The 17,985-nt window shown below is 41.2% G+C and carries 16 protein-coding genes; 10 read left to right on the top strand and 6 right to left on the bottom strand.

The genetic code is table 11. The features are described from left to right. Positions 1-62: 62 nt before the first annotated feature. The 3 genes from CLI64_RS22380 (at position 63) to CLI64_RS22385 (ending at position 2,187) form a co-directional block, all read left to right on the top strand. Complete coding sequence (locus CLI64_RS22380) at positions 63-1,376, top strand: Tudor-knot domain-containing protein (protein WP_103139287.1); 1,314 nt, start codon at positions 63-65, stop codon at positions 1,374-1,376. Next, positions 1,349-1,483: a hypothetical protein gene (locus CLI64_RS32000; RefSeq protein WP_264082460.1), complete on the top strand. Its 135-nt coding sequence runs from the start codon at positions 1,349-1,351 to the stop codon at positions 1,481-1,483. The genes CLI64_RS22380 and CLI64_RS32000 overlap by 28 nt, the downstream gene beginning before the upstream one ends. A gap of 92 nt (positions 1,484-1,575) precedes the next feature. Next, positions 1,576-2,187 carry a hypothetical protein gene (locus tag CLI64_RS22385; protein ID WP_103139288.1) on the top strand — a complete coding sequence of 204 codons (612 nt, stop codon included), beginning with the start codon at positions 1,576-1,578 and terminating at the stop codon, positions 2,185-2,187. A 195-nt stretch (positions 2,188-2,382) separates the two neighbouring features. On the opposite strand, the gene CLI64_RS22390 is transcribed toward CLI64_RS22385, so the two are convergent. Both CLI64_RS22390 and CLI64_RS22395 read right to left on the bottom strand, forming a co-directional pair. Beyond that, the gene (locus CLI64_RS22390; protein WP_103139289.1) at positions 2,383-3,294 is read right to left on the bottom strand and encodes an SGNH/GDSL hydrolase family protein; all 912 of its coding nucleotides are present in this window, start codon (positions 3,292-3,294) and stop codon (positions 2,383-2,385) included. Positions 3,295-3,354: 60 nt separating this feature from the next. Beyond that, entirely contained in the window at positions 3,355-5,079 is a 1,725-nt protein-coding gene (locus CLI64_RS22395) for a VWD domain-containing protein (protein ID WP_103139290.1), read from the bottom strand. A gap of 246 nt (positions 5,080-5,325) precedes the next feature. Here CLI64_RS22395 and CLI64_RS31685 point away from each other — a divergent pair, with 246 nt between their 5' ends. The 3 genes from CLI64_RS31685 to CLI64_RS22405 all read left to right on the top strand — a co-directional run bounded on the left by CLI64_RS31685 (position 5,326) and on the right by CLI64_RS22405 (position 9,200). Continuing rightward, complete coding sequence (locus CLI64_RS31685; RefSeq protein ID WP_225977410.1) at positions 5,326-5,466, top strand: hypothetical protein; 141 nt, start codon at positions 5,326-5,328, stop codon at positions 5,464-5,466. Positions 5,467-5,822: 356 nt separating this feature from the next. Further along, the gene (locus CLI64_RS22400) at positions 5,823-8,699 is read left to right on the top strand and encodes a glycerol-3-phosphate acyltransferase (protein WP_103139291.1); all 2,877 of its coding nucleotides are present in this window, start codon (positions 5,823-5,825) and stop codon (positions 8,697-8,699) included. Between the two features lie 150 nt (positions 8,700-8,849). After that, on the top strand, positions 8,850-9,200 hold the full coding sequence (locus CLI64_RS22405; RefSeq protein ID WP_103139292.1) for a cupin domain-containing protein: 351 nt from the start codon (positions 8,850-8,852) through the stop codon (positions 9,198-9,200). 84 nt (positions 9,201-9,284) lie between these two features. On the opposite strand, the gene CLI64_RS22410 is transcribed toward CLI64_RS22405, so the two are convergent. Continuing rightward, positions 9,285-10,166: a hypothetical protein gene (locus tag CLI64_RS22410; protein ID WP_103139293.1), complete on the bottom strand. Its 882-nt coding sequence runs from the start codon at positions 10,164-10,166 to the stop codon at positions 9,285-9,287. 822 nt (positions 10,167-10,988) lie between these two features. Between CLI64_RS22410 and CLI64_RS22415 the strand changes: the two genes are divergently transcribed. Further along, a complete protein-coding gene (locus CLI64_RS22415; RefSeq protein ID WP_103139294.1) occupies positions 10,989-11,264 on the top strand; it encodes a hypothetical protein in 276 nt (91 codons plus the stop codon). 401 nt (positions 11,265-11,665) lie between these two features. On the opposite strand, the gene CLI64_RS30925 is transcribed toward CLI64_RS22415, so the two are convergent. Beyond that, the gene (locus tag CLI64_RS30925) at positions 11,666-11,881 is read right to left on the bottom strand and encodes a hypothetical protein (RefSeq protein ID WP_157943309.1); all 216 of its coding nucleotides are present in this window, start codon (positions 11,879-11,881) and stop codon (positions 11,666-11,668) included. 426 nt (positions 11,882-12,307) lie between these two features. Here CLI64_RS30925 and CLI64_RS22420 point away from each other — a divergent pair, with 426 nt between their 5' ends. Continuing rightward, positions 12,308-13,984, top strand: coding sequence for a SulP family inorganic anion transporter (locus CLI64_RS22420; RefSeq protein WP_103139295.1), 1,677 nt, complete (start codon positions 12,308-12,310; stop codon positions 13,982-13,984). Positions 13,985-14,197: 213 nt separating this feature from the next. Then, positions 14,198-15,613 (top strand): cation:proton antiporter, encoded by a 1,416-nt coding sequence (locus CLI64_RS22425; RefSeq protein WP_103139296.1) that lies wholly within the window; start codon positions 14,198-14,200, stop codon positions 15,611-15,613. Positions 15,614-15,753: 140 nt separating this feature from the next. On the opposite strand, the gene CLI64_RS22430 is transcribed toward CLI64_RS22425, so the two are convergent. Then, positions 15,754-16,332 carry a GNAT family N-acetyltransferase gene (locus tag CLI64_RS22430; RefSeq protein ID WP_103139297.1) on the bottom strand — a complete coding sequence of 193 codons (579 nt, stop codon included), beginning with the start codon at positions 16,330-16,332 and terminating at the stop codon, positions 15,754-15,756. A 302-nt stretch (positions 16,333-16,634) separates the two neighbouring features. Here CLI64_RS22430 and bioB point away from each other — a divergent pair, with 302 nt between their 5' ends. Beyond that, complete coding sequence (gene bioB / locus CLI64_RS22435) at positions 16,635-17,639, top strand: biotin synthase BioB (RefSeq protein WP_103139298.1); 1,005 nt, start codon at positions 16,635-16,637, stop codon at positions 17,637-17,639. Positions 17,640-17,712: 73 nt separating this feature from the next. On the opposite strand, the gene petL is transcribed toward bioB, so the two are convergent. Then, positions 17,713-17,808, bottom strand: a complete 96-nt coding sequence (petL, locus tag CLI64_RS22440; protein ID WP_103139299.1) for a cytochrome b6-f complex subunit PetL — start codon at positions 17,806-17,808, stop codon at positions 17,713-17,715. Between the last annotated feature and the right edge of the window lie 177 nt (positions 17,809-17,985).

Raw genomic sequence — 17,985 nt, forward strand, 5'->3', positions numbered from 1 at the left:
GCTATTGGCTGCTCTGAACTGTGTTGTTATGTTAGTACCATTTTAGTTTTGAGGATTGCTTAATGGAAAAATCGATTGTGCAGTTGGTTGACGAATTGCCAGCTGATAATATCACCGTCAAAGTTCTAAAAGCTGTCGATTTTGTTGCACCCAGTCAATGGAATAATTTGGTAGGCTTTGATAATAGTGTGCGCGCTATTACCGGAGAAACTGATCCGAGAGTTATCCAGAGAATTAGGGACAAGGCTACGGTTTTATATCAAGATCCTCAACAGAGTTATCAAAGTGTCATCAGACTTTATCAAACAATTGATAAAGCAGACACAGCTATGGCGGCGGCGGCTTTAGCAAATAAAGTTGGTGAAAAAATTGGTTTTCTATCATTTTTAGGTAATATTACACCCAAAGCAGATGTAACCCAAACAGTTGATTTAGTATTAAAAATTGCGATTGAAATTATCGCTTTTTGCAAACTCAATGGGATTCCTCAACCAAACCCCCAAGAGTTTGTTAAGTCTCTCAGTAGCAACTATCAAGGTGCGGCTCTCATTCGGATGGCGGCTTTAGTTTGTATCGATGGTTTGTTACCATTAGGCCCTGATTTTTTGAGTAAAATTCACGGATTAATTAGTGGTAATGATGCTTCTGGTCAAATTACGCAAAATCCGGTTTTTTTAGCAGTAAATAGCTCCTTACCAGGGAATAATCCGGCAGAGAAACTGGGTTTTCTTACTCAAGGTTTTAACTCTGTACAAGGCTGGATTGGTGGCTTAGTATCCAAGACTGGTTTAACTCCTCAAACTATTTTTAATAGTTTGGGTAATTTTATTCAGATTGCTGATGATAATTTAGATTTTGTTGCGGCATTTCTTGACCAAACGACAAATTACTATGAGCATACAGGGATTCAAACAGTGGCTTATAGTGTAATTCAAAAAGCTCATGCTCTAGTTAAGCAAGAAATGCAGCAAGAGCAACAGTCCCCATCAAGACCTGCTGATACTACTTCTGCGGCAAGTAACAATAATAATGATTTAGGAGTGGGTAAAAATGTAGAAGTTTGGGACGAAGATGAGGAAGATTGGTATTCAGCAACAATTGAGAAAGTTAGAGATAATGAATTTTTTATTCATTACGCTGGTTATGGTTCATCCTACGATGAATGGGTAGGCTCTGATGATATCCGCATCCGTTCCCATAACACATCGGATGATAATGGATTTGCTGTTGGTCTGAAAGTGAAAGTTTGGGATGATGACGATGAAGATTGGTATTCTGCTGTGATTAACAAAATTCAGGGTCAGCAATACTATGTACATTATGTTGGTTATGATTCTTCCTATGACGAATGGGTCGATCTAGAAGAGATTGCCTAAATACTCAGCAGTACAATTATCGTGATTTAAGAGCAGCGATCGCCTATATGATTAAAGAGGCGATCGCTTTTTATTGCAGAAACACAAAGCAAGGATATCTGCAATGATATACACCCCTATACTCAGTGAATAAAACAACCTATAATCAAACGCAATATCTCATTTTTACAATTTATAATTCAAAAATTAATTAACTGTGATGATTAGCACCAATACAGATAATTTCGTCAGCATTTTAACTCAAGTAGCAATTGCTTATCGAGAAAAAAATCATCCACTTCCTGCTACAGCAGCCATTGTCAATGCTTTGTTAGCCGCAGAAACAACAGCCAAACAACAAAGACTAAATTACGAATTCGATTCTTTAGTTGGTACGTGGCGTTTGTGTTTCGCTACTGGAACAAAAAAAGCCAGAGAACGCGGCGGAATTATTTTAGGTAAGGGTTGGTATGTCCCCAAACTGGCAAAAATTCAGATTTCTTTCAGTGCAGATTCAGAGACGGATAGCAATAGAGGCGAAATTGGTAATCAGGTAAAATTGGGTGCGATTTTATTACAATTGACAGGGCCAGCTAAGTATTTAGGGAAGAAAAATATTCTGGCTTTTGATTTTACTCAAATGTTCTTACAGTTATTTGGGCGCACTATTTACCAACAAAAAATTCGTTCTGGTAAAAGTCAATCTGAGGATTTTTACAATCAACCCATCGCTAAACAAGCGTTTTTCGCTTTCTTTTTAGTGAATGCAGATTTAATTGCAGCGCGTGGCCGAGGGGGAGGTTTGGCTTTATGGGTTCGAGAAAATGTTTAGCTTTACTTTGCTAAAGATATCTAAGTTATGCTCCTTAGACATTGCTAGGGGAGGGTTCACCGAGATCATCGTTAATTATTCATGATATTTAATTAACCCACCCCTACCGAGTCTCATTAGCTGCAAGCATAGCCGTGTTTGATAACTTGATTGGCTTTTATCGGGTAGTTAATGAGAATAGCAGATATCTTCAATCTAAAATCCAAAATCCAAAATTGTTCGAGTGACTAACTGATTACCTTGTAAGTTCAAATGGATGTGGTCTTGATATAACGCTTGTGGGTTAGTATTGGCGTTGAAGATCGGCAGAAAATCAATATAAGCAATCTGCTGTGCTTGGGTAAAATCCTTGAGGCGTTGACGGGCTGTAATTTCGTAGTCACGGGGGCCTGGTTCACCGAGTTCTCGCAGTAGAGGAGTCATCACCAACAGGAATTTACTCTGATTTTGCCTGGTTAACGCTTGAATTTGGGCAATTGCCTCTAGATTAACACCCACGCGATCGCCTGCTTCTTTTTGTAATGCGGCTAGTTCAGGAATCGGCTGTTGCTTTTGGACATAACGCTGCCATACTTCTATTAATCCCAAAGCTGGTTTTTGATTTGGGTAGTTGCGATCGCGTCCTACTGGTAATGATGTTGGTGCGGTAGCAAATAAATCATCTGTGTTAATTAATAATACTAGTATCTGAGCTTGGAAAGTCCCATATTTCTTGAGATAAGCTAATTCATTTCTTGGCCCCCAAGAATTAGCGGAAGCATTTAATACTTCCGTTGGTTGCTGCTGAGACAAGCTAGCCATCAATAAACTAGAAATAGTATTAGCTTGGTCTGTCCACCATCCACCATTAACTATAGAATCTCCCAACATGAGAACTCGCCGTGTTGGTGGTGTCTGAGCTACCGCCCCACTCCGCATAGAATATTCATTAATTTCAATCAGATTACCAAAGCGACGAGTGCGTTGATTGGGTGCTAATAAATAGCCAATTTGGTCATCAGCAACATAAGTGAGGGGATTACCAAAACCAAACAGCGATCGCAACCCAATCTCTAACAGCACTAAAGCTACTACCACCCCCCCTAAAATGAGCAAAAATAATTTCATCAGCAAACACCCTCCTAGTGATTCAGCCTCATAACTGAATTGAAAGTAAATAATTATACTCTAGAAAGGAAAACCAGGAATTTTCACAGGAATCGGAATATTTATATGCGATCGCACTTCATCCAAGGCACGATTGACAGCCCGATCAACTACAGTATGAGTTAATACATTCACCATATTTTTAGCAAAGCCAGTTTCCCCTGTAAAGCCGACATCCAGAATACAGCCTTCGAGCATGAAATCATTGACTCCGGCTTGACGACAGACATTTTCGGCTTGGCTAATTTGGTTCGGCATCAGGGACGCTATATTATGGTAGCGTTTGGGAAAATTACGGTCTGTAAATGTTGCCGTTGATTGTCCCTTTTCATAATCAAATAGTGAGTCCTCTTGCTTGATGCGCCAACTATCACCGAAATCGCGGTAAAGTTTGTCAAAGTAGCTTTTTTGGAACTCATCTAGGGGAATGGGTGTTGGTAAAAAATTACTCAACGCCAGTTTGACATTGCTATAGCTAGATTGACTAGGTATGAGTTTCCCACCGCGCGTTTTCAAGTCATTATTGACGTTACGATCAAAATCTCCTAACAAACCCGTCATTTGTCCTTGATATTTGTTGGGAACTGTCACAGTCACATTCACAAATGGTAATCCTGCAACCTTAATCGGACGAATGATAACCTGTTCCCCGCGAGGACTTTCAATGGTGTATTCGCTGCTTTGTTTTTGCAGGAAACCACCATCAGGTAATTTCACTGTCTCATCTTTGAGGGTGATGACTTCCCCATTGACTCGCAAAACCGCCTCAGATTTGCCGGAACTAGGAGCATAATAACCGATGCGATCGCTTCCTACTTTCACAGCCACAGCCGTATTTAAACTCAGTTCTTGTTTAGGGACTTTTTCTTGGCGAGTTTGAACAATAAACTTGCCATCAGTAGATTGTTCTAGGAGAAACTCACCCACTGTCTGGAAACTATAACGAAAACCATCCAAGGTGATAATGTGGGGGTCGCCATAGCTGCTACCTGTTCCTTTATCGCCCGTATTTCCTGGATTAGAGGCGTTATCTGGTGAGTTATTACCATTACTATCAGTGCCGTTAGTGCCACTAGTGCCGTTAGTGCCATTGTTAGTGCCGTTCCCAGAACCTGGACTAGCAGGCTGGAACAGCTCATTAGGTAGCTTCACAGAACGATTGATATTTTCAGGATCTTCTGGTTCACAAGCTTGTCCCGGCCCTACTAAATAATTTTGATAATCATTGGGATCTGGGGTATCAGGGTTACTGTCACGCACCAAACTCGGAAGTCTCAGTCCGGTGGCTTTGAATTTATCGGCTGGACTAGGCCCAACGTCTTTGTATTTCGGGTTGGGTGGATGTGTGTGGTACATCCCAACTGTGAAAATATTCTCAGTGTCCGGTGGTGGAAAGCCAATATCAACTTCTTTGTCACCCGTCGTGGGATCTCCAACTTTCACCGCCGAAACAGAAAATTCTCCCGTTTGCTTGTTCCACTGAATCCATCGTCCTCGTTCAATTTGATCTTTCAGCCCAGCTTTCCAGTCTAAATCCATCGCCTCTTGTACGGCTTTGCTCGTAGCAATGCTGAGAATCCCAGGGAATTCTGGATGAGCTTCTTTACAACGGGTACTCAATCCGGCTTTGGCAACAGTAGACAAGTTGACCAATAAGAGTAAAGTAGCTAGGAACAGAATTAAGGAGAATTTAACCCTGCCCAGAAATCGCCTGCACAGGATGAGGAGAGAGCGAATTGTTGACATGAAGCTGATCTCCGATTCGTAAAGATGGATATCTGTTATTAGGACTGGAACACTTTTTTTATGCCTGACTGAAGATTTTTAGTATAAAATTAAACACTCTTTTTAATAACAAGCCGTAAAATTAATGTGGAAAACGTTGCAAAGCTTAAACAAATTCTTATGTTAAAGATAACCCTATCTGCGTAGAGAAAGACTAAGATGAAAACGGACAAATTAGCACTGTAATAAAGGGAGAACTACAAAGCTATGTCCGACCTAAATCGAGGAATTATGAAATTTGATGGGGCAGACACCCCCAAAGTAGTCACCATCTCTACTGTGTTACTATTGGGATCGATTGCTGTCCTGATTATTTGGGCGTTACAGTCTGCTTACGCTTTAAATTGAGCCAATAGCAGCCTTCAAGGACACTGGACTACTCTGTCAGTGTCCTCAAAAAGTTGGTTTTTTCGGAATTTCACCGACGAAGTGGGAAAGCACAGAGCAAGCATCTCAAAAAAGCAAAAAGCTGATAAAATCAGCACTATGATTTCTTGCTTTTTCCCTAAGAGTGACGCTCCTAGCCTCTCTAACACCAATAGCGGCCAAGCTAGGCAATGCGTTGGTTAACCTTTTGCCTTTTACCTTTTTACTTTTGCCTTTTCTACTTGCGCCCTAAAATTTAGTAAAAATTGGCGGAAAAACTATAAAATTTTAGATTTGAGATTTTAGGTGCAAAATCAATCTAAAATCCAAAATCCATAATGAGAGAACTTTGGGGTGCTTTAGCTATTTTAATCGTCTGTCCCTTCTTGGGTGCGTTACCTGTAATCGCTTGGATTACTTACGCACTGAAGAAAAAGAACATAGCACAAATTGGGACAAGAAATATCAGTGTTTCTGCCGCTTTTTACCACGGTGGAACTATAGCAGGGGTTTTGGCGGTAGCGTCAGAAGCCATCAAGGGTATGACTGCGGTTTATCTCACCCGTGCTTTCTTTCCAGAAGGGTCATTCTGGGAAATACTGGCTTTAATAGCCCTAGTCTTTGGTAGATACTCAATGGGACGAGGCGCGGGGACAACTAACGTAGTTTGGGGACTGTTAGTACATGATCCCCTGTTAACCTTGTTTGTGAGTTTACTGGCAATTATTAGCTTCACCCTGTTGCAGTCAAGAATTTTGGTAAAGTACGGGGTGTTACTCGTGTTTCCATTACTTGTAGCGATTCTCCATGCTGAAGATTTCCCGAAAATTATTGCGGCTGTAGCCTTAGCGGCGTTACTAGGTTGGATTTATAAGAAAATACCCGATGATTTAAAGTTACCAGCCCAAGAAGTTGATGCCCAATCCCAAGCTGTATTTGAATATTTACGCGGCGATCGCGTTATTCTCTCTTTAGATGATGAGTTAGATACTGGCCTTGTCGGGCAAAAAGCCGCTACCTTATCACAAATTAAGCGTTGGGGTTATTCTGTCCCTAAAGGTTGGGTGCTAGTTCCTGGTGATGATCCCGAAAAATTATTAGCATTCCTCCAACCTTCTGATTTATCTCCTTTAGTAGTCCGTTCCTCCGCCATTGGGGAAGACTCCGAACAAGCCTCGGCTGCTGGACAATACGCCACAATTATCCACGTCACCAGTAAGGCACAATTACAACAAGCCATTGTCGAAGTTAGGGAATCTTACAATTATCCAGCTGCAATACAGTATCGACGCGATCGCGGTTTACCCGACACAGCAATGGCGGTACTCATTCAACAACAAGTGCAGAGTGCTTATTCAGGGGTAGCTTTTAGCCGTGATCCCATCACCCAGCAAGGCGATGCAGTCATTATCGAAGCTCTACCTGGTAGCCCCACACAGGTCGTTTCTGGTAAAGTCACACCAGAACAATATCGCGCCTTTGTCGTCGAAACAGATAATCTTTCCTCCGTCCAGTTAGAAGGGACAGGACGAGTTCCCCAAGCAATTATCAAGCAAGTAGCATACTTAGCCCGCCGCATTGAAAAACGTTACCTGGGCGTACCCCAGGATATTGAATGGAGTTACGACGGTCAAACCCTGTGGTTACTCCAAGCTAGACCAATTACTACTCTACTTCCCATCTGGACAAGAAAAATCGCCGCCGAGGTGATTCCTGGGGTAGTTCATCCCTTAACTTGGTCGATTAACCGTCCTTTAACTTGTGGCGTGTGGGGAGATATTTTTAGTTTAGTCTTAGGCGATCGCGCCACAGGGCTAGACTTTGCCGCTACAGCCACACTGCATTACTCTAGAGCCTATTTTAACGCCTCCCTCTTAGGGGAGATTTTCCTGCGGATGGGACTACCGCCCGAAAGTTTGGAATTTTTGACTAGAGGCGCGAAAATGACCAAACCCCCCTTGCAGTCCACCCTCAAAAATCTGCCAGGGTTATTAAAATTACTCCAGCAAGAACTAAATTTAGAGAAAGAATTTAAACGAGACTATCAAAAAATCTTCATTCCTGGTTTGTCAAGATTAGCTAACGAAAGCACAGAAGAGTTAGAACCAGCAGCAATTTTAGAAAGGATAGATTTTAACCTAGAATTACTCCGTATCGGCACATATTACAGTATTTTAGCTCCCTTAAGTGCAGCCATCCGCCAGGGGATTTTTCGCGTCAAAGATGAGCAAATTGACAACAGCATCACCCCAGAAATAGCCGCTATGCGTTCCTTGAGAACCTTAGCCGCCGATGCCAAACAGATACTAGCAGAGTGTGAGCCAGAGCAAGTATTGGATTTATTAAGCCAAACCCCAGAAGGGCAGAAAATTCTCTATGAATTAGAGGAATTATTAGAAGATTACGGTTATTTAAGTGATGTGGGTACAAATATCGCCATCCCCACCTGGAAAGAAGAACCCCAACCCATCAAACAATTATTCGTCCAGTTAATTCAGTTAAGTGAACCAGACAAAATTAATCTAGAACCAAGTAAACGCAAACGCGGCATAGTCCAGCGACGGATAGACATTAAAGGCAGAGTTACAGAGGTTTATTCGCGGTTACTAGCTCAATTAAGATGGAAATTTTTAGCTTTAGAACAAATTTGGTTACAATCAAACTGGCTCAAACAACCAGGAGACATCTTCTTTTTAGAACTGGAAGAAGTGCGTTCACTAGTAGCCGATGCTAACCCCCAACTATTACAAGAATTAAACCAAAAGATTGCATTTAGGCGATCGCAATTCTTCCAAGATAGCCAAATCGAGCAAATTCCCCTCGTCGTCTACGGTGATATACCGCCCCATCCCACAACCACCATCGGTGTTTACTCAGACCAAATTTTACAAGGTATTCCCGCTAGCCACGGACAAGCCGAGGGACGGATCAAAGTAGTCAGAAACTTACAAAACCTACCAGAGATAGACAAAGACACAATCCTCGTAGTACCCTACACAGATTCAGGCTGGGCCCCTTTACTAGTCAGGGCTGGCGGCTTAATTGCCGAAGCTGGGGGTAGACTTTCCCACGGTGCGATCGTCGCCCGTGAATACGGAATTCCCGCAGTCATGGATGTTAAAGGAGCTACATGGATTTTACAAGATGACCAACGAGTGAGAATCGATGGCTCTAGGGGTATTGTAGAACTATCGAACGATTTGAGACCGAGTTGATTGGGGACTGGGGAGACAGACAGAAGACAGGGGGCAGGGGGCAGGGTGCAGGGGGAAATTTTTCTCCCCCTTGCCCCCTGCACCCTGCACCCATTCCTCTTCTATGCCCCATGCCCAAAATCTCAACATTTGGATAAATTTGGATAACTTATGATCACGACATCATTAAGCGAAACACCAGAAGAACCGGTTTCTCACAACCCAGAGATTAAAAAGAAAGTAATGCTAAGGTTTGGTGATTTACCCCACTTGACCAATTTTTCCCAAGCCCGTTTTGCACCTGGGCAAAAAGCCGCAGCCCACGCCCACCAAGATATGTGCGAGGTCTTTTTTGTAGAAGCAGGCGCAGGCATAATTTTCATTAACGGTCAAGAATACCCCCTACTTCCCGGAAACTGCGTCGCTGTAGAACCAGGAGAAATTCACGAAGTTGTAAACAACGGTACAAACGAATTAGTATTAACTTACTTCGGCTTAAGAGTAAATGCAGTAATTAGTTGACTATTGACTATTGACTAATGACTATTGACTAATGACTATTGACTAATGACTATTGACTAATGACTATTGACTAATGACTATTGACTATTGACTACTAACAAAATAATCCACCTTCCCTAACCAAGATACGCTAGGAACTTGATAGGGTTGGAAATTCAAGCTTTCTAAACCACCAAATTTTACTAAATGAGACAAAAAATGTAGAGAACCAGTCAATAAATCACTGGCGTTAGGGATATTTTGATTTTCCGATGCTAACTGTGGTTGTAGCTTGACCAAGTTTTTCACAGACTTATAAACATTAGATGCTGTGCTAGATAACCCAATATAGGTAGATACAGTCAAACGCATCTTAGCTTCTACTGTATCTGGATTCTGGAGTATATTTCCTGAAATATTTGCCCCAAAGCGGTTGGTGAGGAATGTTTGGATATGCACCGCATAGCTAGTAGCATCGTATTGCCTAATGGCCTGAGAGATGGTAAGTTTGCGATCGCGATTTAATAGATTACCGATGACATAAGCTGCTACATTAGCACTACAGTCAGTATCACTGGCCAATCTTCGCAAAGCTTCATCAAGACTAATTTTGTTAGTAGGATCAGATTGGGAACGATAAAAAACAATTGCAGAACCAATATCTCCCGCCCATGAAGTGTGGTCGCCAGTCCAACTAGTTAAATCAGACTTGCGTATTCCCTGTTGATTAATTTGGTCGGAAAGAGACGCAATAAAATGACCAAAATCAACTTTCTCACCACTTAACGCTACTTCTAAACTCAGCTTTCCCTGAAATTCTCCTTGAATATAGTTCTGGTTATACCCTGTCGCTAACGTCCATAACTTAGTTGTATACTGCGGTTTTGTATATCCCCGCAGCTGATTAGCTATTTCGTAAACAGATTGGCCAAGGTTGTCTTTTTCTATTTTTTCAATAAATTTTAACGCTTCTGTTAATTCAGCCATAAAGTTTATAGGTTATGTGTTACGGGTTATAAAGCAATATGGTTCAGTTAAGAAAGTTCTTCTGTCGAGGTAAGGGAACAGCACAAGGAAAAATAGTCTTATCTGAACTGTATTAGGTTATGAGGAGGAAAGCAGATGAGGGTTACGGAGGAAGCACATACATTAATCTACCCGATGCTAGAATATTTTTCCGAATTAGTATTTAGTTTTACAAAACATTTGATTTTTTGGTGATTATGGATAAATATTTATACTGAATTTAGAAATATAGGACTCATATAGGACTCATATAGGATTCATATTTGATTTGTGCGAAGCTAGGTACACTTTTATTCCTTCTTAACTGTTCCCCGTTCCCTGTTCACTGTTCCCTTACTACGCAAACGATTTCAGGAATCAAAGCGGATTCCTATATAGGAATTCGACTTGATTATTGAAATTACTTGCATAGGTAGGGAAATTTTAACAGGAATAGGGAACAGGAACCAAGGGAACACCAGAATCTTGAAACAATACTACCTATAACGATAGAGTATGACTTTAGGAATCAAAACAGATTACTATAAAATGAATGTAGAGTTCGCAAAATAAAAATATGAAAATTTTGATTACTTAATATATGATTGCGAAAATAAAGCTATCATTTGAAATAAGTAAAAAGTTGACAACATCATCAGTGTTATTTCTTTTTACTCGCCTATGGTTAGAAATTTTCGCATCTACAAATCTGAATCTTTGTATTATTGTGTGAGTCCCACTTTTCAGTAAAAATTATCACTGAATTACCGGACAATTTGATCAGTGAGTTAGACAGGTAAAATAATGGAAGTAAGAGAAATTAAGAAACCCTACAAGCCCAGACATAATGACAACGAAATCAGAAATTTTCAACACGTTAAAATTTTAGATTGTAATCAGCCAGTACATCGCATCATTTTTGAATGTTGGCACTGTAAACAAGGTCTATTAAGTGAGGTAGAAGGAGTATCATCACAAATGCTAGATGTTCCTTGCCCCAGTTGTGGTAGAACTGCGATTAAACTAATGGCGAATAAAGTCATTTCCACAACGCCAATTCCTTCACCTTGGCAACCATAAAATTATCAAGCCATTAACTATCTTGGTGAAAGATATTAACCCCACTTTCTCGCAGAAGGCGGGGTTAAGTATTTGTACATTTACAGCAGATTCGATGTTGATGAGAGACAGCAGCTAATTGAAAAAGTAATGCGTAATAAGTAGTGAGTAGTGAGTAATAAGTAAATTTTTTATTACTCATAATGTACCTCACTTACTTCAAAAGAGCCGTAATTTTTATACAGTAATCCGACTTGATGATTGAAATTACTGAGCTAGGAAACTCTTAACAGGGAACAGAGAAAATCTGAGTGGAGGAAACCTGCGCTTAAAACTTTGGGGTAACAGCTTAAGAAGAGATAAAAATGTACTGATTTTTTCAGAAATCCAATATGATTCTTAATATATTCTGTTGTATGGGATTAATTGCCAGTTGTTTGAAGCGGTGGACTAGGGCTGTAAATTAAGCATTTCAACTGTGTAGCGTTGCTCATTAACCCTTGGTCAACAACTGGCGATGGGCTAGGAATGCTGAGACTACGATTGATCCCTGCTTGGTTTGTCTCGCAATACTCACTACCCCTGTTGATATCTCCATTAAACCTACTTCTCTGTAATTGCGGTTGCCAAATTGCCACAATCTCTATTCCCCACAAATCAGCACCGCAGCATTATGAAGAAAAGTAACAAAGTCTAAATACCTATTGCTTTTATGTTTAATTAACTTCTTCACACAATTCTATCACTCGTCAAACCGAGATTTGTAAGGATGTATAAGTTTTTATTGATGATTGTTATTTAAGATTGTTTTAATAATAAGGATATCAAATGTAAAACATAGGGATAAAACAATGTAAGCTATTTTCAACAAGTGATTTAGCTATAAACAAAACTGAACCTTGATGTAAACACTTCTCATAGCATTTTTCACCTGTTTTCAACGGGACAAGGAAACCTAAATTTCTTGTCTTGGTTCTCACCTTCTATGAAATACAAAATTTAACCAAGACTGCGCCAATTGTTATCAACCATCAAAACTTCTTTGCTTGTTTTAGGAACTCAAAATGTCCTTGACCAATACAATCAATTTTAGAAACCTGCGAGGAGATTTATTCGGTGGCTTAACCGCCGCAATTGTCTCTCTACCATTAGCATTGGCTTTCGGTGTCGCTTCTGGTGCTGGCCCTGTAGCTGGTCTTTATGGTGCTGTATGTGTGGGCTTTTTTGCTGCACTATTCGGTGGTACACCCACCCTAATTTCCGAACCGACAGGGCCGATGACTGTAGTCATGACGGCAATTGTCAGTTCTATGACTGCGGCGGCTGGTGGTGATCAAAAAACCGGTTTAGTGATGGCTTTTACTGTCGTCATGCTGGCAGGGATATTTCAAATTTTATTTGGGATATTTAAGTTGGGTAAATATATTACCCTCATGCCCTACAGTGTAATTTCTGGCTTTATGTCAGGAATTGGGGTAATTTTGATTATTCTGCAAATCGCGCCTTTTGTGGGGCAGCCTAGCCCCAAAGGTGGTGTATTGGGAATTGTGCAGAATTTGCCCAATTTGTTGACCAAAATTAACCCTGCGGAAACAGCTTTGGGTGTGCTGACATTAGCGATTATTTTCCTCATGCCAGCTAAGTTCAAGCGTTTTGCACCACCGCAGTTAGTAGCGTTAATCGTGGGTACTGTAGTTTCCCTGGTGTTTTTTGGCGATGCGGGAATCAGACGCATTGGCGAAATTCCAATGGGACTACCGACTTTGCAAATGCCTGTATTCACTCCTGGACAAATCACCACTATGTTGATTGATGGTGCTATGTTGGGGATGTTGGGTTGTATTGATACCCTACTAACCGCAGTGATTGCAGACAGCTTGACTCGTACTGAACATAAATCTGACAAAGAATTAATTGGTCAAGGCATTGGTAACTTGGTATCCGGTTTGTGTGGTGGGCTACCTGGTGCTGGTGCCACAATGGGAACAGTAGTTAACATCCAAACTGGTGCTAGAACTGCTGTATCTGGTTTAACTCGTGCCTTAATTTTGTTAGTTGTAGTTTTGTGGGCAGCGAATTTAACAGAATCTATCCCTATGGCTGTATTGGCTGGTATTGCCTTGAAGGTAGGGATTGATATTCTTGATTGGAGTTTCTTAAAACGCGCCCACAAAGTTTCTTGGAAAGGTGCAGTCATTATGTACGGTGTGTTATTCCTCACCGTATTTGTAGACTTAATTGTAGCTGTGGCTATTGGGGTATTCATTGCCAATATCTTAACTATTGACCGTCTTTCCGAATTGCAGGCACAAGAAGTTAAAACCATCACTGACGCTGATGATGCGATTGTTTTAAGTGATGAAGAGAAGGGATTGCTCGATCAAGCTGATGGACGCATTCTGTTATTTTACTTGAGTGGGCCGATGATCTTTGGGGTATCCAAAGCGATCGCCCGTGAACACTCAGCAATGGCAGATTCCGACGTGCTAATTGTGGATCTCAGTGATGTACCTATGCTGGGTGTCACAGCTTCTTTAGCAATTGAAAATGCCATCAAAGATGCTTCTGAACAAGGTCGTCATGTTCTCATAGTTGGTGCCACAGGGAAAGTCAAACGCCGCTTAGAAAACTTCGGCGTTTCTAGATTTGTACAGCCACATCATATGTTTGTAGACCGTTTAGAAGCCCTAAAACAAGCAGTTGCTTTAGTTAAAAGTGATACCACCACTGGCGTTTACTAAGTGACGAGTTATAGTTAATGGGTCACAGTGATAGATATTTTTATGACCTATTACCTATTTCCTCACTTACTATAACGAGTTAAACTCCAGCAAAAGATACAGCTAAATTGGACAGGTGAAAACCTGTCCAATTATTTGCAAACTGCATCAATTAGTGATTCATCAATCCAAAATCGAGAATTGTTTGAACCCAGCATTTACAGATAAATTCAAATGATTTTTTCAGAACCAATCCTTCAGTCGATGACTTCTTTGACACCTCTAATTTCGGCATTGCCATCTTTGTTGTTAACAACAGAAGCTAATGCCGAAGATGCTCCCATTGTGTTGACTGGTGTACTACTGAGTTTAGTAGTCATTTATTTGGCTAGTAAAATCGGCGGTGAGTTGGCAAGAATAATTGACTTACCACCGGTTTTGGGTGAATTAGTGGGTGGTGTAATTGTGGGTGCTTCTGCACTGCATCTAGTTGTATTTCCCCAAAGCGGTGCAGTAGCAGATGACTCCATGATTATGAAGGTGCTGCAATTGATTAATCATCTCACCCCTGATGCAGCTACAGCAATTTTTAACACCCAGAGTGAAGGTATTTCCATATTGGCTGAGTTGGGTGTAATTATTCTGTTGTTTGAAATTGGCCTGGAGTCAGATTTAAGAGAACTGCAAAAAGTTGGTTATCAAGCAACAATAGTTGCTTGTGTCGGGGTAGCAGTTCCTTTTGCTGCTGGTACAGCTGGGCTAATTTTATTATTTCATGCTCCAGTGATTCCCGCGATTTTTGCTGGTGCAGCCTTAACCGCAACAAGTATTGGTATTACTTCCAAAGTTCTCTCAGAACTCGGTCATCTCAAATCAAGAGAAGGTCAAATTATTGTTGGTGCCGCAGTCATTGACGATATTTTAGGCATTATTGTCTTAGCAGTAGTTGCAAGTTTGGCAAAAACCGGCGAAGTTGATGTTTTCAACGTCATCTATTTAATTGTCAGTGCTACTGTTTTTCTGATTGGCTCTATCTTACTGGGTAAGTTCTTCAATCAAGGCTTCTGCACCATCACCAGCATCTTAAAAACAAGAGGCAATTTAGTTATCCCAGCGTTTATTTTTGCCTTCTTCATGGCTTTTTTAGGTAACGCCATTCATTTAGAAGCTATCTTGGGTGCATTTGCGGCTGGTTTAGTTTTAGATGAAACTGATAGACGCAACGAATTAGATGAGCAAGTCAAGCCTATTGCTGATATCCTAGTTCCCGTTTTCTTTGTAACTGTGGGCGCGAAAGTAGATTTGGGCGTGCTGAATCCCATAGTTCCAGAAAATAGAGAAGGATTAATTATTTCTACCTTCTTAATCGTGGTAGCAATTATAGGTAAAGTTGTTACTGGTTGGGCAGTGTTCGGTCAGCCTGGAATCAACCGTGTAGCCGTAGGTGTAGGGATGATTCCCCGTGGTGAAGTGGGTTTAGTTTTTGCAGGTATTGGTGCTGCTAGTGGTACGTTAGATAAACCTCTGCAAGCTGCAATTGTGATTATGGTAATTCTGACAACATTTTTAGCACCGCCTTTATTAAGGTTTGCCTTTAAGAACTCCGAAGAAGTCCCAGAATCTTTAGAGAAAGCCGATGTAATTAGTTAATTGGGCATGGGGCATGGGGCATTGGGCAAGCAGGAGGGGTGGGAGGGGTGGGAGGTGTGGGAGGATAGAGAAGAAATCTTTCCCCCCACACTCCCCACACTTCCCCATCTTCCCAGTCCCCAGTCCCCATTGCCCATTCCCTATTCCCACTCATTGGTCTGCCAGTGAGGATTAATTAAACTTGTGAGAATATGGTCTTGCCATTGACCGTTAATTAGTAAATAGTCTCTAGCGTAACCTTCTACTACAAATCCCAGTCGCTTGAGGACATTGCCACTGCGTTGATTGTGGGGCATATAGTTAGCCATGATGCGATGAAAGTTTAATTCTTGAAAGACATATTCGGTAGCTACCTGTAAGGCTTCTGTCATATAACCTTGGCCTTGGGCAGTTTCGGCTAGACCATAACCTAAATGACAGAAATGGGCAGCCCCACGAATAAAATTGTTGAAGTTGACAGTACCGATGATTGTTTTTGGCTGTTTTTTAGGAAAAATTAATAATTTTAAAGATTGGTCATGGATAAATTCTAAAAAGTTGTTTTCGACTTGATTGTGCCAGTAGTCTTCTGTAAAGAAATGTTCTGACCAAGTAGGATAAAAAGGCGTGAGAAAATCTTTATTCTCTCGAAAATACTGCACAATTCTAGGGATATCTTCTTGAATACCTATGCGTAATAGTAGGCGATCGCTGGTAATGATGGGTAGTTCTGATTTCATATCACTCAGAATAAGTGGTGTAAAGGTGTAAGGGTGTAGGGGTGTAGGGGAAAGACATCTTTACAGCAGATTACCAGTTTCCTATTCCCTGTTCTCTGTTCCCTATTCCCTGTTTCCTGTTCCCTGTTATATATTGTCACTAACTTTACAGAAATTTTTCGGCATTTCTGACACTGGTTAATCATACTCTCTAGCATCTTCGTTGAGGATAATAGGTGCGATCGCCTGCGCCAAAAGATGCACGTTAGGGGATATAACAAAAAGACAGCTGTTAATCAATCCAGTCTAGAAGAAGGATAGTAATGTCGGGAATACGCTACGATTGGCAAGAACTAGAAATTCGGGAAATATATCATACACCGTTGCTAGAGCTAATTTATCAAGCTGCTAGCATTCATCGTCAATATCATGACCCCAAACAAATCCAAGTATGTAAGCTAATATCAATAAAAACTGGCGGCTGTCCAGAAGATTGTAGTTACTGCGCCCAGTCTTCCCGTTACCAAACTGAAGTCAAGCCCCAAGCACTTTTAGATAAAGAAACAGTAGTTAACATTGCCCAAACTGCAAAACAAAAAGGTGTCAGTCGTGTGTGCATGGGTGCGGCTTGGCGGGAAGTGCGGGATAATTCTCAATTTGAGAAAGTCCTGGATATGGTCAAAGATGTGACTGACATGGGTTTAGAGGTGTGCTGTACTTTGGGAATGCTGACAGCAGACCAAGCTAAACGTTTAGAAACTGCGGGACTGTATGCTTATAACCATAACTTAGATACCTCAGCAGAATATTACAGTACAATTATCACCACTAGGACTTATGGCGATCGCTTAAACACTATCGAAAATGTCCGACAAACCAACGTTACAGTTTGTTCCGGCGGTATTCTCGGCTTAGGCGAAAGCGTTGAGGATCGCATCTCCATGTTACACACCTTAGCCAATCTCAATCCTCACCCAGAATCAGTACCAATTAATATTCTCTCCCAAGTAGAAGGTACACCCTTAGAAAATCAGCCCGATGTCCCCATTTGGGATGTTGTCAGAATGATAGCCACAGCCCGCATCGTTATGCCTACTTCCGATGTGCGTTTAAGTGCGGGAAGGGCGAGACTTTCGCAAGTTGAACAAGCTTTTTGCTTCATGGCGGGGGCTAACTCCATCTTTTCTAGTGACGACAACAAGATGTTAACAGTCACTACCCCCTGTCCAGATTACGACGCAGACCAAGAAATGCTGAATCTACTCGGCTTAGAAATGCGTCCCCCCGCTTCCAGACCAAATCGGGTAGTTAGTCAAGTAGGGGTGTAAGGGTATGGGGGTATAGGGGTGTAGAATTCTGCCTCACTTCCACCCCGAAACCCCCATATCCTATATCCCTAAATTATAGAATCTTAGCAGAACGCAGACCGAACAGCAGACCCACAGCTATACCGGTAAACAACGCCAAGAACAGGACGTAAGATACTACTCCTAACATTTATCTTTCTCCACAATACTTTACTAACTATATTGAACCATTAATTTTTGGCCATTGGTCAATAGTCAATAGTCAATAGTCATTAGTCATTAGTCATTAGTCATTAGTCATTAGTCATTAGTCATTAGTCATTAGTCATTACTCAGCACCGGCTAAACGCCGCGCTACCGCTAACAG

The organism is Nostoc sp. CENA543 (assembly GCF_002896875.1).
Lineage (GTDB): Bacteria > Cyanobacteriota > Cyanobacteriia > Cyanobacteriales > Nostocaceae > Trichormus.

What these genes read in the sequence shown, in the direction of transcription:
- CLI64_RS32000 (WP_264082460.1), top strand. Translation starts at nt 1,349, where the DNA reads ATGGGTCGATCTAGAAGAGATTGCCTAAATACTCAGCAGTACAATTAT.
- CLI64_RS31685 (WP_225977410.1), top strand. Translation starts at nt 5,326, where the DNA reads ATGTCCGACCTAAATCGAGGAATTATGAAATTTGATGGGGCAGACACC.
- petL (WP_103139299.1), bottom strand. Translation starts at nt 17,808, where the DNA reads ATGTTAGGAGTAGTATCTTACGTCCTGTTCTTGGCGTTGTTTACCGGT.
- CLI64_RS22415 (WP_103139294.1), top strand. Translation starts at nt 10,989, where the DNA reads ATGGAAGTAAGAGAAATTAAGAAACCCTACAAGCCCAGACATAATGAC.
- CLI64_RS22380 (WP_103139287.1), top strand. Translation starts at nt 63, where the DNA reads ATGGAAAAATCGATTGTGCAGTTGGTTGACGAATTGCCAGCTGATAAT.
- CLI64_RS22405 (WP_103139292.1), top strand. Translation starts at nt 8,850, where the DNA reads ATGATCACGACATCATTAAGCGAAACACCAGAAGAACCGGTTTCTCAC.
- bioB (WP_103139298.1), top strand. Translation starts at nt 16,635, where the DNA reads ATGTCGGGAATACGCTACGATTGGCAAGAACTAGAAATTCGGGAAATA.
- CLI64_RS22395 (WP_103139290.1), bottom strand. Translation starts at nt 5,079, where the DNA reads ATGTCAACAATTCGCTCTCTCCTCATCCTGTGCAGGCGATTTCTGGGC.
- CLI64_RS22400 (WP_103139291.1), top strand. Translation starts at nt 5,823, where the DNA reads ATGAGAGAACTTTGGGGTGCTTTAGCTATTTTAATCGTCTGTCCCTTC.
- CLI64_RS22390 (WP_103139289.1), bottom strand. Translation starts at nt 3,294, where the DNA reads ATGAAATTATTTTTGCTCATTTTAGGGGGGGTGGTAGTAGCTTTAGTG.
- CLI64_RS22430 (WP_103139297.1), bottom strand. Translation starts at nt 16,332, where the DNA reads ATGAAATCAGAACTACCCATCATTACCAGCGATCGCCTACTATTACGC.
- CLI64_RS22420 (WP_103139295.1), top strand. Translation starts at nt 12,308, where the DNA reads ATGTCCTTGACCAATACAATCAATTTTAGAAACCTGCGAGGAGATTTA.
- CLI64_RS22385 (WP_103139288.1), top strand. Translation starts at nt 1,576, where the DNA reads ATGATTAGCACCAATACAGATAATTTCGTCAGCATTTTAACTCAAGTA.
- CLI64_RS22425 (WP_103139296.1), top strand. Translation starts at nt 14,198, where the DNA reads ATGATTTTTTCAGAACCAATCCTTCAGTCGATGACTTCTTTGACACCT.
- CLI64_RS22410 (WP_103139293.1), bottom strand. Translation starts at nt 10,166, where the DNA reads ATGGCTGAATTAACAGAAGCGTTAAAATTTATTGAAAAAATAGAAAAA.